This is a genomic window from Sphaerochaeta sp. (assembly GCA_022482495.1).
Taxonomy (GTDB): domain Bacteria; phylum Spirochaetota; class Spirochaetia; order Sphaerochaetales; family Sphaerochaetaceae; genus RUG023.
Genome location: JAKVPA010000007.1, coordinates 1 through 15,749, shown reverse-complemented (window position 1 = coordinate 15,749; position 15,749 = coordinate 1). Strand labels below are relative to the sequence as shown.

The 15,749-nt window shown below is 52.9% G+C and carries 15 protein-coding genes and 1 tRNA gene; 14 read left to right on the top strand and 2 right to left on the bottom strand.

The window, feature by feature from the left end; genetic code table 11:
- Nucleotides 1–19: 19 nt before the first annotated feature.
- The 6 genes from LKE28_08380 (at nt 20) to LKE28_08355 (ending at nt 6,525) form a co-directional block, all read left to right on the top strand.
- Complete coding sequence (locus tag LKE28_08380; GenBank protein MCH3908241.1) at nt 20–307, top strand: hypothetical protein; 288 nt, start codon at nt 20–22, stop codon at nt 305–307.
- A complete protein-coding gene (locus LKE28_08375) occupies nt 304–3,435 on the top strand; it encodes an efflux RND transporter permease subunit (protein MCH3908240.1) in 3,132 nt (1,043 codons plus the stop codon). Before LKE28_08380 ends, LKE28_08375 begins: the two co-directional genes overlap by 4 nt.
- On the top strand, nt 3,422–4,534 hold the full coding sequence (locus tag LKE28_08370) for a hypothetical protein (GenBank protein MCH3908239.1): 1,113 nt from the start codon (nt 3,422–3,424) through the stop codon (nt 4,532–4,534). Before LKE28_08375 ends, LKE28_08370 begins: the two co-directional genes overlap by 14 nt.
- 86 nt (nt 4,535–4,620) lie before the next feature.
- Nucleotides 4,621–5,316 (top strand): TolC family protein, encoded by a 696-nt coding sequence (locus tag LKE28_08365; GenBank protein ID MCH3908238.1) that lies wholly within the window; start codon nt 4,621–4,623, stop codon nt 5,314–5,316.
- Nucleotides 5,255–5,923, top strand: a complete 669-nt coding sequence (locus LKE28_08360) for a TolC family protein (GenBank protein MCH3908237.1) — start codon at nt 5,255–5,257, stop codon at nt 5,921–5,923. The genes LKE28_08365 and LKE28_08360 overlap by 62 nt, the downstream gene beginning before the upstream one ends.
- Nucleotides 5,920–6,525: a 3'-5' exoribonuclease gene (locus LKE28_08355; protein MCH3908236.1), complete on the top strand. Its 606-nt coding sequence runs from the start codon at nt 5,920–5,922 to the stop codon at nt 6,523–6,525. The genes LKE28_08360 and LKE28_08355 overlap by 4 nt, the downstream gene beginning before the upstream one ends.
- Here LKE28_08355 and LKE28_08350 read toward each other — a convergent pair.
- Nucleotides 6,492–7,385 (bottom strand): phosphatase PAP2 family protein, encoded by an 894-nt coding sequence (locus LKE28_08350; protein MCH3908235.1) that lies wholly within the window; start codon nt 7,383–7,385, stop codon nt 6,492–6,494. The genes LKE28_08355 and LKE28_08350 overlap by 34 nt on opposite strands.
- A gap of 64 nt (nt 7,386–7,449) precedes the next feature.
- On the opposite strand from LKE28_08350, the gene yiaK reads away from it, so the two are divergent.
- The 3 genes from yiaK (at nt 7,450) to LKE28_08335 (ending at nt 9,906) form a co-directional block, all read left to right on the top strand.
- The gene (gene yiaK, locus LKE28_08345) at nt 7,450–8,481 is read left to right on the top strand and encodes a 3-dehydro-L-gulonate 2-dehydrogenase (GenBank protein ID MCH3908234.1); all 1,032 of its coding nucleotides are present in this window, start codon (nt 7,450–7,452) and stop codon (nt 8,479–8,481) included.
- A gap of 650 nt (nt 8,482–9,131) precedes the next feature.
- On the top strand, nt 9,132–9,719 hold the full coding sequence (locus LKE28_08340) for a hypothetical protein (protein ID MCH3908233.1): 588 nt from the start codon (nt 9,132–9,134) through the stop codon (nt 9,717–9,719).
- A gap of 112 nt (nt 9,720–9,831) precedes the next feature.
- Nucleotides 9,832–9,906 (top strand) — tRNA-Asp (locus tag LKE28_08335).
- A 114-nt stretch (nt 9,907–10,020) separates the two neighbouring features.
- Here LKE28_08335 and LKE28_08330 read toward each other — a convergent pair.
- Nucleotides 10,021–11,484: a putative DNA binding domain-containing protein gene (locus tag LKE28_08330; GenBank protein MCH3908232.1), complete on the bottom strand. Its 1,464-nt coding sequence runs from the start codon at nt 11,482–11,484 to the stop codon at nt 10,021–10,023.
- A 218-nt stretch (nt 11,485–11,702) separates the two neighbouring features.
- Here LKE28_08330 and LKE28_08325 point away from each other — a divergent pair, with 218 nt between their 5' ends.
- The 5 genes from LKE28_08325 (at nt 11,703) to LKE28_08305 (ending at nt 15,349) form a co-directional block, all read left to right on the top strand.
- Nucleotides 11,703–12,284 carry a hypothetical protein gene (locus LKE28_08325; protein ID MCH3908231.1) on the top strand — a complete coding sequence of 194 codons (582 nt, stop codon included), beginning with the start codon at nt 11,703–11,705 and terminating at the stop codon, nt 12,282–12,284.
- A gap of 241 nt (nt 12,285–12,525) precedes the next feature.
- Complete coding sequence (locus LKE28_08320) at nt 12,526–12,891, top strand: ATP-binding protein (GenBank protein ID MCH3908230.1); 366 nt, start codon at nt 12,526–12,528, stop codon at nt 12,889–12,891.
- Nucleotides 12,875–13,321 carry an ATP-binding protein gene (locus LKE28_08315; protein MCH3908229.1) on the top strand — a complete coding sequence of 149 codons (447 nt, stop codon included), beginning with the start codon at nt 12,875–12,877 and terminating at the stop codon, nt 13,319–13,321. Before LKE28_08320 ends, LKE28_08315 begins: the two co-directional genes overlap by 17 nt.
- On the top strand, nt 13,318–13,935 hold the full coding sequence (locus tag LKE28_08310; protein ID MCH3908228.1) for a DUF234 domain-containing protein: 618 nt from the start codon (nt 13,318–13,320) through the stop codon (nt 13,933–13,935). The genes LKE28_08315 and LKE28_08310 overlap by 4 nt, the downstream gene beginning before the upstream one ends.
- A 142-nt stretch (nt 13,936–14,077) precedes the next feature.
- The gene (locus LKE28_08305; protein ID MCH3908227.1) at nt 14,078–15,349 is read left to right on the top strand and encodes an ATP-binding protein; all 1,272 of its coding nucleotides are present in this window, start codon (nt 14,078–14,080) and stop codon (nt 15,347–15,349) included.
- Nucleotides 15,350–15,749 lie beyond the last annotated feature (400 nt).

The following is a 15,749-nucleotide window of genomic DNA, read 5'->3' as shown; positions in this document are numbered from 1 at the left end:
TTCGGCGTGCGGTGTCAGCTTGCAAGGGGATGTCTCGGCGTTCCGGCCGGGCATGTACGTCACTGCCGTCATCGCCTACGATATCCACCACCAGGTGGCTTCTCTTCCCCAGACGGTGCGCAAGGCGGACGGTTCCGTTTACGTGTATGACGCGGAGAGCAACACGGTGCGGCACGTGGAGATCACCCCACAGATCGAGGACGACGAGTACTTCATGGTTCCGGATGCATTGAAGGACGCCCAGTTCGTCATTGACGGACAGGACTCGGTGTTCGATGGACAGACGGTGAGGGTCCAACCGACGTGAGCGGCGCTCGGTTTGCCATCAAACACCCCGTGGTGGTCGCCATGCTGTTGATCGTCCTGGTGGCGTTCGGCTGTTACAGCCTGTACGACCAGAACATCGCGTTCATGAGCGACGTGAACCTCCCGTCCATCATTGTGTACACCATCTATCCCGGGGCCGCCGCCAAGGATGTGGAACGGGACGTCACCAAGATTCTGGAAGACCAGTTCGTCACGCTTCCCAACTACAAGTCGATGGATTCCGTCTCAGAGGATTCGGTAAGCTTCATCCAGGTGTACTACCAGGATGACGTCGACCCGTACGACCAGTTGCAGGAGATTCGTTACCGTATCTCTACCCTGGAGAACCAGCTTCCGGACAACCTGCAGGGGGAACCCCAGGCGCTGGTTGGCGCCGCTTCGATGATTCCTGCCATCCTGTTTACCGTGGACGGTGGGGAGGATACCGCACGGGTTACCCAGTACATTTCCGATACCCTCCGGCCGAAGATCAACCAGATCTCCGGGGTGTCGGACATCGCCGTGTACGGCGGGAAGAATCTTGAGGCGCAGGTGACGCTGCGGAGCAAGGATCTGGTCAGCAAGGGCATCAGCGTGCTGCAGGTCTACCAGATGCTGCAGTCGGCCAACTCCGAGTTGCCGTTGGGTTCCGGCACGTACAAGGGGAGGACGATCAACCTGCGCTATGAAGGATCGTTCTCCAGCGTCAAGGAACTGGAAAACCTGACCGTCGGGGCGGATGATGACGGCAATTTGATCAAACTCAGCGACGTGGCTGATGTCTCTCTTGGCTATCCCAAGCCTGAGAGCGAGGTGAACAGCAACGGAAAGGATCTGTTGCTTGTTTCCGTCTCCAACCGTACCGACGGCAACATCGTCAAGATTTGTGATGCGGTGAAGCGGATCCTCAAAGAAGAAGAGGCATCCACCGGCGGGGCGGTGAAGTTCACCGTGATCAACGACTACAGCGAGACGACCAAGGCATCGCTGTCCACCGTGGTGGAAAGCGGCATCCTCGGCGTCGTCATGGCTGTCCTGGTCATCTGGCTGTTCCTGATGGACGCCCGGATGACCCTCATCATCGGCCTGTCCATCCCGCTGTCCGTCCTGTTCACGCTGGTCGGCATGCGGATCATGCACATCTCGTTGAACCTGATGAGCCTCTCCGGTCTGGTCATCGCCCTCGGCATGGTGGTGGATGCGTCCATCGTCATGCTGGAAGAGGTGTACCGTCATTACCGCACCCGGACGATGCCGCTGGATGAGTGCATCATCAAGGGAAGCGACGAGGTCACCTCGTCGATCCTTGCCTCGACGGTGACCACCATCGTGGTGTTCGTCCCGGTTGCCATGCTGCAGGGGCTGGTCGGCATGATCCTCCGGGAAGTGGCCGAAACCTTGATCCTTGCCATGATCGGCTCGTTCCTCGTCGCCGTACTGTTCGTACCGTTCTTTTTGAAGAAACTCCTTCGCGAGGAATGTCCCCAGACGAATGGGCACTCCATCGACCGGGGGATGGTTCATCTGGAGGGACATTACCAAAAGTGGCTTACCTGGAGCATGGATAACAAAGGGTTTATCTTCCTGTTCTCCATCGCGCTCCTTGTCGTCACCATCTTTGTCTCGCAGAAGCTGGGCATCGCGTTCATTCCGTCCACGGACAACGGGGACTTCTATGTGGACATGACGTTCCCCGAGGGGTACAGCTTGGATCGAACGGAGGCGAAGACCGCCGTCGCCGAGAAGATCGTCCGGAACGCCGTGCCGGAGATGAAGAACCTGGTGGCGTTCCAGGGAGAATCAGAGGGGATGAGTTTTCTGGGGAACCAGAGCAACTCAGCCTATTTCTACATCAATCTGGTGCCGGTCAAGGAACGGGACCGTACGGTGCGGCAGATCATGCTGGCCGTTCAGAAAGAGCTGGAGGACCAGATCCCGGACTGCACCGTCAAGGTGAAGAACGGAGGGTTTGATAAGCTGCTCAGCTACGCTTCCGGTGGCGGGGGATACGGCATCACGCTGGTCAGCGAGGATATGGACAAGCTGTACGCCGAGGCAAGCAGGGTGGAGGCGCAGCTCCGCACCGATCCTTCCGTCGTGGAGACGGAGATGGATACGTCGTTTGATACGTACAGTGTGATCATCTCCATGGTGCAGGACTACATGGCGAGCCTGGGAGTCTCCAGCGTGGAGGCGGGACTTACCACCCGCATTTTGTTCAGCGGGGTGGACGGGGGACGGTTCACCACGCCGGATGGCTCACGGTATACGATAAAGCTGCGCAGTGACTTGATGGACAAGCCGGTGACGTTGGATCGTCTCTCCGGGGTGCAGGTCAAATCGTTGGGTGGGACGATGGTCGACTTCACCAATCTGGGACAGTTCACCGTCCAGAACAGTGTCAGCGCCATCAACCACACCGATCGGGCGAAGACCATCACGGTGAGCGCCACGTTGGTGAGCGAGGATGCCCTCCCGGTGACCACCCGGATGGACCAGTACCTTGCCGAGCATCCACTGGCCGACGGGGTGACCAGTCAGCGGGGCGGCATCGGTGCCTTGATCGCCGATTCCATCCCGTCGATGATCCGTGCTCTGGTCATCGCGTGGTTCCTTGTCTACACCGTCATGGTGCTGCAGTTCGAGCGGTTCCGCCAGCCGTTCATCATCATGCTGACCATTCCGTTCTGCGTCATCGGTGTGGTGGTGGGGCTTTTGTTGTTCGGTTCCACCCTCAGTCTGCTCTCCCTGCTCGGCTTGATCTCCCTGGGAGGCGTGGTGGTGAACAATGGCATCATTTTGATCGACTACGTCAACCAGTACCGGTCGTGGAATCCGATCAAGGAAGGTGAGGACGAGAGGGTCCATCTGAAGCGGATGATCGCAAAAGGGGCATCCACCCGGCTCCGCCCGATCTTCATGACCACGCTGACCACCATGCTGGGGGTCGTGCCGATGGCGATCGCCAAAGGAGAGGGATCGGAACTGTACGCCCCGCTGGGGCAGGCCATCGCCGGAGGACTCTTCACCTCGACGTTGATCACGCTGTTCCTTATCCCGACGATGTATTACATTACAGAAGAACGAGTTCTGAAGAAACAGGAGAAGAAGCGGCATGAAACGACATAGTCTCTTGGTTGCGGGAGTCCTGGCAGTGGCATTGCTTGCTTCCTGCAGTTCGGTGTTCACCTCGACGATCACCGGGACGGTGGAGGAGCTGGATGGAACGACGGAGATTGCGGTGGAAGGGGTGGATGTGTACGCCTATCTTTCCCAGTCGGAACGGGATTCCGCCGTTTCGGCGGGGACCCAACCCACCACGACGGTGCGGATCTTCCATGCCATCACCGACGCGAACGGTGACTATTCCATGCCGGTGGAGTGGAGCACCACCAGCCCGACCTTCGGCAAGACGGCCGACCGCATCCCCGTCTACCTGGCTTTCTATCACAAGGACTTCAACGACGGCAAACCCAGCGCAGCAACGACGGTCAGCTACCTTTCCAGCGAACGCACCAACACGATGGAGACGGAAACCCTGACCAGGACGAGTGACTCCTACACCCTGTACCTCACCCAAATCTATGATGTCTCCGGAACCAACTATTCCATCTCTCCCACCAACTTCACGGTGACCGTGAAAGACGCTGGGGGAAATACCCTGTACCAAGGTACCCCGACCGGCACCTCGGTGTCCTTCTCCGCCAGCACAACGTCCCCCTTGACGGGAACTGTTACCATTGTACCGAACAATTCAGCGGAGTATGTGCAGTGTAATGAAGAGGGTGGTTCAGATATCCAGACAATACAATTTTCTCTCGCCACGAAGAATTCCACAAATCCTGCTGAACCTGCATACATGAAGCATTTGGTGCTGTCGGCACGGACGGTGGAAGGGCAGTATGAACCTACCAGTGGCACCGCCAATGGATTTACGGTGAAACTGTTCAAAGGGAATAGTACGGACGGTACGTTGATCACCACGACCACCACCGCGCCGTATGACCGGACCTCGACGACATCGATGCAGGGATACTTCACGCTGACCATCCCGGAAGAAACAATCAGTGCATATTCCTCTGATTCTCCGAAACTCTATACAGAGACCTATACCATTGCCTTATACGACACGAATAGTTCGTTGCTAGCTTCTACCACCGTATCTGTCACGACCAATCCCCAGGAAGACACCACCAAATGGGTTACGATAGAAGAAGAGTATACATGACCCGCCGTTTCCTCCCTATTGCCATGACGCTTCTCCTTAGCCTCATGCCACTCAGTGGCGTGTCGCAGGAGGTGCTTGTGGGGAAGATGGAAGCCAATAACCTGGAAGTGCAGAAGGCACGAGAGGAGTGGAGGAACGCCTTGTTGGATGTGAAGGATGCCAAAGCGGGACGGGGGCCTACCATCGACATGACGCTTTCCGGGACCTACATGTACAATCCTCCCGTCGGGCCTGTGTACGTCAGTACGCAGGATCTGTTGCAGCAACTTTCCGACCAAGGGGTGAATGTCTCCGCACTGTCCGGATACCAGGATGCCTACCTGAAGATCTACGATGGCATGGAGAATACCTTGTATACGTTCTCCCTGAACATCACCCAGCCGATCTTCACCTGGGGGAAGATCAGTAATGCGATCTCCCTGTACGAGAAGGTTGCCGAGGTGCGGTCGCTGCAGATCACCGCGCTGTCCCGGAAGCAGAAGAGCGAACTGTTGGGACGGCTGGATGCGGTGTACTACCTCAGAGCGATGCAGGATCTGGTGGGGGAACAGACAGAGACGGCAAACCGCCTTCTGGAGATCATCACCTCGGCCCGGGACAACGGGATGGCGTTGGACGTGGATGTGCTGAAGGCGAGCATCAAGGCACAGCAGACGGCCATCGGGATGCAGCAGCTGGAGACGGAACTCTCCAGCCAGCTGGTCGCCATCCAGACGCTCTGTGGCGATCCCCACGCTGACGCTGGACGACCTTTCCGCTACGGTGGACGAGTCAGCCGTTGATGCGCTGCTTTCCCAAGGTCAGGATACGTTGGTCGCCAAGGCCACCAGCACGTCGGTGGACAATCTGGCCATTCTGCTCAAGCTGAAGGATGTGGCCCAGCTTGCCACAAAGATCTCGTCAGCCAGCGTCAACTGGAAACCGGACTTCGCCCTGCAGACCACCATCGGGTACGGAGGAAGCCGCTTTCCGCTTCTGGAGACGGACTGGTACCGGCAGGATGACTACACGCTGAACTTCACCGTGGCGGTCAAGTCGACCATTTGGGACGGAGGCAAGAAGATCCGGGACGTTTCCCGGAGCCAGACCAAAGCGGAAGGCGCAGAGGTTGACTACTCCCAGGCGGTGGAGAAGATACGGTCCCAGGTGATCACCCAGTACCTGCAGCTGCAGCTGGACGGGCAGAAGATCGCCTACCAGAACCTGGTCATCGATGGCGACAAGCAGGATTGGGAGCAGAAACAACAGCAGCAGGAAAGCGGGTACGGTTCGGAACAGGATACGTTGACGGCCAAGCTCCAATGGCAGACGGACCGTATGGAGCTTCTCAAGGTGCTCCTTGACAGGAATTCCGCTTTCCATGCACTCTCCTATCTAGCGGGGCAATGATGGAATACGTAGCATTGGACTTTGAAACGGCAAACGGGTATCCCGGTGGCGGATGCGCCATCGGGTTGGCCCGATTCGATATGGACGGCAATGTGCTGGATCACTACTATTCGTTGATCCATCCCAAGGTGGAATACTTTGATGGTGAGATGACCAATGTTCACCAACTGAAGAAGGAAGACTGTCTGGCCGCACCTTCTTTCCCCGACCTTTGGCCGGATATCCGTTCGTTCATCGGCCACAACCTGGTGGTGGCCCACTTCGCCCAGTTTGACATGGGGGTGTTGAAGGACACGCTGGAGGCCTACGAGCTCTCCAGCGGAGCCATCACGTATCTCTGCACGTTCAATCTGGCCAAGAAAGTGTGGCCGAAGCTTCCGACGTACAAACTTTCCTACCTGGTCCAGTATCTGGGACTGGTCGACCAGTACCATGAGCACTACGCCATGGACGACGCGGTGATGTGTGGCAAGTTGATGCACAAGGAATGCGCTTCCCACCTGGCCGAGCCGGAAGACCTGGCCAAATACCTTGAGGAGAAGCAGTACAAGACGAAGGTCATCGGACCTTACGAGAACAACCTGAGTTTCTTCCCGATGTAAGGGTGCAGCGCCGTTGCCCAGAGCCCGGTCAGGGCGTAGCGGAAACAGGCCATCAGATAGTAGCCTTGGGGATCGCTTACCAGATGCTTCAGCGCCATGATGCCCAGCACCACGGCGAATCCCAGGATAAACCGAAGCAGTTTCTGTACGAGTGATCCTTCGGTGGAGAAGTGGATCCGTTTGGCGTCCCAGAAGAAACCAAGGTACGCGCCTCCGAACAAGGCGAAGTTCTTCATCATGTCGGAGAACGCCGTATCGTCGATGCGGCCGGCAAACAGCAGGACGGCCAGAATGATTCCCGTGATCAGGGAAGCGGTTCCGATGATCACGCTGTACTGGGCCTGGGCTGTTTCTTCCATCGAAGCAAACATCCGGTAGAAGAACAGGCTGGTCAGAATGCCGAGGATCAAACCACCGGCCACATCCAGCGGCCAATGGACGCCCAGGTACATCCGGCTTAGCCCGACCATGAGAATCAGAGCGGCGCAGATGATGGAGAACCACCGTTTCTTCACCGCCATGGCAAGGGAAGTGTACAGCGTCGCCGCCGTGGTGGTGTGCCCGCTGGGGAAGCTGTATCCGGTGGCGGTGGATATCCGTTTTGCCGCCAGCTCCGGGATGACGGTGAATGGGCGGGGCATCCGGACGATGGCTTTCATGATGGACATGCCGGTAAGTCCGTAGAAGACCGTCCCGGCGATGGCGAATCCTTTGCGTTTGTCGATGCACCACAGAATGGCGAGCATGACACAGATGGAGATGGTCCCTTCCCCGAACAGGGTGAAGAACACGGCCAGCTTGTCCAGAACAGGGTTGGCGATCTTTTGGAAGAAGAGCAGAATGGATACTTGTGCGTTCATGGCGACAGTATCACTGACTTGCCGGTGATTTGCAAGCGCATCTGTGCTACGATGGGGACGGAGGATGGCGATGGTACGTATTCAAGCGGATGCAATGCAGCGGGTTTTCACCACGATTCTGATACAGCATGGATTTTCTCCGGCTGACGCCGAGGAGAGCGCGGCGATCTTCGTGCAGAACAGCGTCGATGGCGTGTATTCCCATGGCGTCAACCGGTTTCCCCGGGTCATCTCCTACCTGGAGAAGGGCTTGATCATCCCCGGTGCGGTCCCTGACGTGGAGGGAAGCTTCGGGGCGATGGAGCGGTGGAACGGGAAGCTTGGGATGGGAAATCTTGTCGCGAAGAAGGCCATGGCCCGTGCCATCGAGCTGGCCGGAAAGCTGGGCATCGGGTGCGTGGCGGTGCGGAACACCAACCACTGGATGCGCGGTGGCACGTATGGCTGGCAGGCGGCGGATGCCGGGTGCATCGGCATCTGCTGGACCAACACGTTTCCCAATATGCCCGCTTGGGGCGGAACCGATCCCCGCATCGGGAACAACCCGTTCGTCTTGGCAATCCCCCGTTCGGATGGACGACACATCGTGGAGGATGGGGCGATGAGCCAGTACGCCTATGGAAAACTGGAACTGACGGCGTTGCAAGGGAAAAAGCTTCCGTTTCCCGGTGGGTACGACAAAGACGGGAACCTCACCGATGATCCTGCCGCCATCGAGGAAAGCCAGCGGATCCTCCCCATGGGATACTGGAAGGGATCGGCGATGTCCATCGCGTTGGATGCCATGGCGGCGATGCTCTCCGGGGGCAACACGGTCAGTGATGTGGGAAAACAGGGGACGGACGAGTATGGGATATCCCAGGTGTTCATCGCCATCAAGCCGACCTGTTTCTCCACGACGCAGGGCAATGACGAGGTCATCGACCGTATCGTCTCCGATCTGAAGCTTTCCCATCTGGTCGACCCCAGGCATGCGGTGCGCTATCCAGGGGAGCAGGTCCTTGCCGTACGCAAGGACAATCTGGCCCACGGAATCCCGGTGGAGGATGCCGTTTGGAGCGTCATTATGGGATTGGGTGGCGTCCAGAATGCTTGAACATACAATCCGGATGAAAAGAACCGGTGCCTTTCGTGGGTATCCCTGCGATATTGTTTTTTTTGAAGCTGTAGAAACGGGCTTTCCTAGCCCGCTAAATGGTTGGTAAAATCCTGTTGACAGCAGTTCGATTTGATAACAGTTCATCCTGTTGTACTGAGGAGCGTACCCCATGGATGATCGGACGATACCGTGTACGGCATTTTTCTTTCTTCCCTGCTTTTCCTGCAGCTTCTTGTGCAGTTTTCCAAGGGAGAACTGCGGGCTGTTGTGCCTTACGGGAGATCCGTGAGGACAAGATCAGGTGATCTCGCAGGAAGTGTTGGGATGACCAGGAGATCGTGGTATCCCAAATTCTTTTGAGTTTTGCATCCACGTTTCAATGGAAAGCAGGGGAGAATGGGAGTATGCCTCATGGCCGATTGCTCAATCAGTGAGCTTGGAATGAATGGTAAAAAGGTGTGTATGCGCTTGTATGTGCGAAAATTTCAATATTTGGCTCTGAAAAGGATCGAAAAACTCTTGATACGGAAAACCGTACTTCGTAAGATTTACGAATGAAAGTAACTTTTCATCGTGTGTGGAGTCATACATTATCCATCTTGTTGCTGATCATATTTCTGGTGATATCCTTTTCTGGGTGTGCCTCGATGCGAGCAGTAAATGAAATCAACACGAATCCTGACAATCTGATGCGGGGTGATCCTGAGAATACCTCCAGGGCCATCAAGTACCTCAATGAAGTGCTGGAGAATCCTGAAGGGAGGGAAGTCAGGGCCTATAATCGAAGGGCTTACTCGCCGGAAACCGCCAAGAATCTCTTCCTGTTCCACAGTTTCTATGTATTCCTCAAGGATGGCAAACTGGAACACACGCTTGTCTATACGGTAACGCCCAAGGGGTCGGTCAGGAATGGAAATTGGATGCTGGATGCTCTTTCTGATATTGATTCATACAACCTGTACCTTGCAGGTGACAATATCTGGGATGTCGAGGAGTATACCAATCGGCATGGCAAGACGTTGGATTTGGTCTTGACTACGGAAAAGATTCTGAAACGGGTCAAGGCGAATTTCACGTTCTTTGGCCCATCGAGCGTTCGGGACATGCCATGGTATCATCTGGCCTGGATTGCGTTGGCGCCACCTCCCATCCTCTCTCTGTCCTCGGTACTTCTCTTTTCGATCCATGCGGATAACTGTACCTCAGCGGTTGTCGAAACCATGGTCTGGAAATAAGGACCCATGGTTCATTGATACAAAGTTTTGACGATGCGCAAACAGGTTTTTTCCTGAGGGTTGTTGACAAGTCTTCGATTATAGGATACCTTCATTTCTGCAATTTGTGTCTGGGGGAGTAGCGAAGCTGGTTTATCGCGCTGGCCTGTCACGCCGGAGGTCACGGGTTCGAGTCCCGTCTCTCTCGTCAAAGCGGAAGATTCCGAACATGGAGTCTTCCGCTTTTCTGTTATGATATCCCGTAATTCCGGTTGCTTTATCGGGGAACTTGGATAATCAGTTTTCTTTTCAATGAAAGCATTTAGCCCTGATGATTCTCATCTTCGTAGACAATCCAGAAAGATTTTCTGGTTGTTCCTGTACGTCCAATTTTGCCTTGTTTACGCAAAATAGCAAGATATCTTTTCACAGAACGTTCTGCAATTCCTGTTTCCTGTAATATCTGTGGCACAGAGTATCCTGGGTTCTTTTTTAAAACATCAAGAATGAGACACAAATTCTGCTTATATTTCTCATTTCGATTAGTGCCAGAACCAGCCTGATTGGTGCCAGAACCAGCCTGATTGGTGCCAGAACCAGTCTGATTGGTGCCAGAACCAGTCTGATTGGTGCCAGAACCAGTCTGATTGGTGCCAGAACCAGTCTGATTGGTGCCAGAACCAGTCTGATTGGTGCCCATATCTTTTTGATAAAATGGGAAATTTACACGAATGAAGCCATCCATGAATGTATAGATATGGAGGTCATATTTAGCCTTGATTCGACTAAGTCCAGAGCCGAGTTGTTCCACCATATCAAGGTCCTTGAAAATACGCATCAACTCTCTGTTTCGCGGGACAGAGACACAGTCAAAGAAATCGTCTTTTGATAAGTTTTCTGGGAGTGTCCCTGTAGAAGTTATAGATATTCTGTCTGAGAAAATTTCGAAAACGGGAGCGTTCTCGTATTGCCAATCTGTATGGACAAAAGCATTGATTACGGCTTCTCGTAAACAGGTGGGATCTACAAGAGGCACCTCAATTCGTGTCATTGGAGTGATTCTTGTCCGAATAGTATTCTCAATTTGCATCTTATCAAGCACCATGTGTACGGATTTAACAAGGGAACAAATACCACATTCCTGCCGTTCGATGAGGTCAGACTTGTCCTTTCCTCCGTATTTGGCCACACTTACAGAAATGGTATTGTCATCAGAAAGAAGATATGCAAGCAGATTATATGTTCCCTCTTTCGTGAATAATCCCAAAGTTTTTTGAAATGATTCTTTCAAATCAAGATGTTTGCCTTCGTAATAAATCTTGAGCTGTGTAAACGTAAGTTCTTGTTCTCTGGATGGGATATCTACAATGGATCTTTGTGCATGTCGTGCATACAAAGCGGAAATCTTGTTTTCAGGAATTGGTTGGACTGTACTGCCGACACGAAGGAAACACCCTCGTGAAGTTAAACCATACCTGGTCAGGTGGTAGGGCTTTTCCGTACCGCTTGCGATACCAACACGAATGACTGTTTTTCCTTCAATTTCTTCACAGGTAATAGTAGCTAACCCTAATGTCGAAGGTGCGATAGAATCTTTCAGTTTCTCCGCAATTGAACGTTGAATCTTATCGGGTTCTTTGACTCCTATGACAGATCCATTGTCTTCTATCCCTATATATATTTCTCCACCTAACGGTGAATTGAGAAATGCAACAACCTCTCGTTCGAATTTGTCATTGAGAACTGCTTTGAATTCAGTTGTCTGGGTTTCAAGCCGTTGTTTCATGAGCAATAGTATATCATACGTGGACATTTATTTTGTTCCTAATCCAACTACAAGGTGGAGAAATAAGAAATCTCATTCAAAGGTTTATAAACGATCAACTACTGGGAAATAAAGAAATTGGGAGTCTCCTGTTAATCTTGAAGGATTGGAAGGTGTGCATGAACCGTGGCGTGACAGGACAGTGCGATATACGTACAATGAGGCAGGAGGGTTGCGCTATGAAACAGACTTTGATGATTCTGACCATGGGGGTGGTACTGCTGCTTGCCTCCTGCAGTACGACGGACAACGGACCGGCTCCCCAGGAGCTCCGTTCGTTGGAACAGGTGGTGAACGTTGACGGAGCGTCGGCGTCCGCGCTGTTCGCAACGTCACGCCTGTGGGCGGCGCGCAATCTGATCCCTGATACCACTACGGTCGATGGGGACAACCTGAGGATCATCGGGCAGTACGCACAGATGATCACCCGCGGGGACCGGAGAAAGGTGGTGTACACCTGGGTGACCGTCGAGGTGCGCGAAGGCCGCGCCAGGATCGTCTTCGACCAACCAAGCTTTGAGGAGCGGACCGTTACCGGCCCGGTGCTTTCCGTTTCCGCCCAGTTCGGGCCGGGACCTCAGCGTCCCCCGTTCTTCGGACCGAATTTCGCCGTGGCGAACAGCACGCCGCCGGTGATCAGCGTGCGGACCGGAGACGTGACGGATATGCGGACCATTACAACCATCCGGAACACCTGGATGTCGATGGCTGATGATTTCGCCGGCGTGCTGAAGAATCAGACGACGGAAGAGACGTGGTGACGGGTGCGGATGCTTCGTTGAAACGAATGAACGTTGCTTGCCATCTCCCACGAGGTTTTTCCGCTGTTATTTCTTTCCTCATTGTATGGGCATAGTCCCATTTTCCTTCATGGGCAGGCATGCGTTTCTTCGTGCAATTGTGTGTTTGGAATAAGGCACGTTGGCAGGCCATATGATGGTCAGAAGGATATTCTTTGCAATAACGGTTTGAGGAAGATGGAATAGATTACCATCACCTTTGATGCAATCACCGTTGATTGTATCAAAGAATGGTGATTTATCCGGGGTTGGAGGGATCCTGTTCAAGGGACGTGAGAAAGAAATCGCACAGATCACATCGACGCTTGCCCAACGGAACCACAGCGGGAATCTCCTGGTGTATGGGTCACGGAGAGTGGGGAAGACAACGTTGCTCGGGGAAGTGCTGAAGGATTTTCCTGGCACCGTCATCTGGTATGAATGTATCAAAGGAAGTTTGGACTACAATATTGAGTTGTGTGCGAAGAGTGCGTCTGTCGCATTGGGGAAACCCTACCTCTCCCGCGTCCGGGACCTGTTTGATCTTTTCCAGATGATCTCGGAAACCGGTCGTGGTGGTATTGGATGAGTATCCCTACCTCAAAGAAACCAAAGATGGTGGTGTGGTGGATTCCTGTTTCCAGCGAATCATCGATAAACGATACGTCGGTCTGTCGTTGGTCCTCTGTGGAAGTTCCATCACGGTGATGACGGAATTGCTGGAACGGGACAATCCGCTGTTCGGACGTTTTGACGGCGTCATGCAGGTCCTTCCGTTTGACTATCTGGATGCTTCGTTGTTTTATCTGGATCTTCCCGTCAGGGAGAAGATCGCGATGTACTCTGTTTTTGGGGATCCCCGTTTGTCTTGGAACGGCTTGATGTCCACAAAGACCTGGAAGGGAATATCGATGATCTGCTGCTCGAGCCATACAGTCCGGTTCGTGAGGTCATCGAACAGACCTTTCTTACCGGGGTTTCCTGGGAAATTATCGCGAGGATTGGAAACTCAGGGATGAAGTTTCGTGAGATAGAAGTGTCCCTGAGTTTTGATGCACGGGGAATGTTGGATCGGGAGATCAAACGGCTTCTTTCCATGGAAATCGTCACCAAGAGCTTTCCGCTGAACCATAGTGATGACAGGAGGAAAAGTTTCCATGAGCTCTCTGACAATCTTCTGCGGTTTTATTCTACCTACGTGTTTCCATGGAAGAGCAACCTCCAGATGCTTGCAGCTCCCGCCTTCTTTGATGCGTTCATCAAGGATTCCCTGGGGACCTTCATTTCCAAACGGTTTGAAGCCATCGCGCGTTCCTATCTCAAGCGGCAGGTACAGGCAGGGAATCTGCCAGGAGTCATCGATATCGGAACCTATTGGTATGATGACAAAGAGAGGCGGGAAAACGGCGAATTTGATTGCGTGCTGAAAACCAAAGAGGGTTCATACGTGGTATATGAGGTGAAGTATCTCAAAGATCCTATGTCAGAAACCGCTGTGACGGAAGCGGCTATGAAAATCCAACAGATTCCTGGGTTCAGGCCGGTGAGGATCGGGTTCATCTCAGGCTCCGGCTTTGAAAAACGTGATCCCCATTATGCGGAGATCGATGGGGAAATGCGGTACCGAAGATGAAGGGGACACTCCATCAACAGGGAGAAAGATGATCTGTTCGTTCATATGTTGTCGATTACGTTCGACAGAAATTAGATGTTTTATCGAATATACTCGACAAATGAATGAGTAACTCGTATACTTGTTTCAGAAGAGGTGAAGGATGCAGCATACGCTCTGGAAACAGGTTATCTTTGACCAACATGAAGTGATCAAACGGGTGAAGATCATTCCTCGTGAATATACGTTTGAACCACAGGGGAATTATGTGCTCACCGGACTCCGAAGGGCAGGAAAGTCCACACTCTTGTACGATCAAATTCGTACATTGGTCTCCCAGGGTGTTTCGTGGGAGCAGATCATCTGTATCAATTTTGAAGATGAGCGTCTCGCGGAATGTACGGCCGCTGACTTGAATGACATCCTGGGCGTCCAAGCGGAACTCAGTGACAAGAAGGGATATTTCTTTTTTGATGAAATCCAAAACATCAAAGGATGGGAGAAATTTGCCCGTAGATTGGCTGATTCCAAGGAACGAACGTTCATTACGGGAAGCAATGCCAAGATGCTGAGTTCTGAAATGGAAACCGTTCTTGGAGGGAGGTTTCTTTCGATGCATGTGTATCCGTTCTCCTTCCGAGAGTACCTTACGGCGGTTGGTGTCCCTTTCGGAGAGCAAATGATACTGCAAACCAAGGGAAGTGCCGCCATCAGAAAAGCGTTTGCATCCTATCTTCATGTGGGTGGCCTTCCAGAGGTTCTGTCCTATCAGGACAAACGGGCCTATCTTTCCAGTGTGTACCAGAAGATTCTTCTTGGGGACATCCTTGCACGCAACGGAATCCGTAATCCAAAGGCGTTGGAGCTGATGATGAAAAAACGTGCGGAGTCGGTGAAGGATGTGGTCTCGTTTTCCCGTCTCCATCATCTCCTTGGGGAGATCGGGGTGGAAGTCAGCAAGGATTCCTTGATCGAATACACCGGCTACGCCGAAGATTCGTATCTTCTTTTCCCTCTACGGAATTATATTTCATCTTTTGCTGATCGTGAGGGAAATCCCAAGTGGTATTTTTCAGACAATGGCCTGCTCTCGTTGTTCCTGGTTCAGAAGGATCCGTTGTTGTTGGAGAATCTGGTGGCTGTTGCCTTGTCCAGACGATACCCACATGACCTGTTTTTCTTCAAGTCGGAGAAGACCGGGATTGATGTGGATTTTTATCTTCCCAACGAGCATACGGCCATTGGAGTGACGTATACGCTTGATGGATCAACAGATGACCGGGAAATCCGCAATCTCGTGGCATTGGCAAAATCCCTGGGAGACCTGAAACGGCTCGTACTCCTGACCTACGAAGAAGAACGGGACCTTGGTCATCGGAGATATCCATATAGAAGTGCTGCCGGTGTGGAAGTGGTTGTTGGAAGGGGAAAGTAAGAATCATCATTGATTGTGTTGTTTTTGTTTCTTCTGCATGCGTCATTGACCATTCTCCCCCCCTTACCGGGATCACAAGAAAACCTCTTTTGAAGAAATGGTTTTGGTTGCTGGATGATCTTCCACTTGAAAAAAGTGTCCTTCAATCTGATGGTACAAATCATTATTCTTGCATATTCTTTTAGTTATAAAACCGATTCTGCACTGTGTTGCTAAAAATGAGATTGCCGAGTACTTCAGATTGACGTAGAATCAAAGAGCAATTGCAAATCGGATGGGCAGGGCGGTGCGATGTGGTAGTCCCCCGGCTGCCCCTCCCTTTTCCAATGCGGACTACCACCAATGCAAGAAAACATACGCTCGAAATCACGAAAGGAAACACCTTGGACGGGAAAGCCTG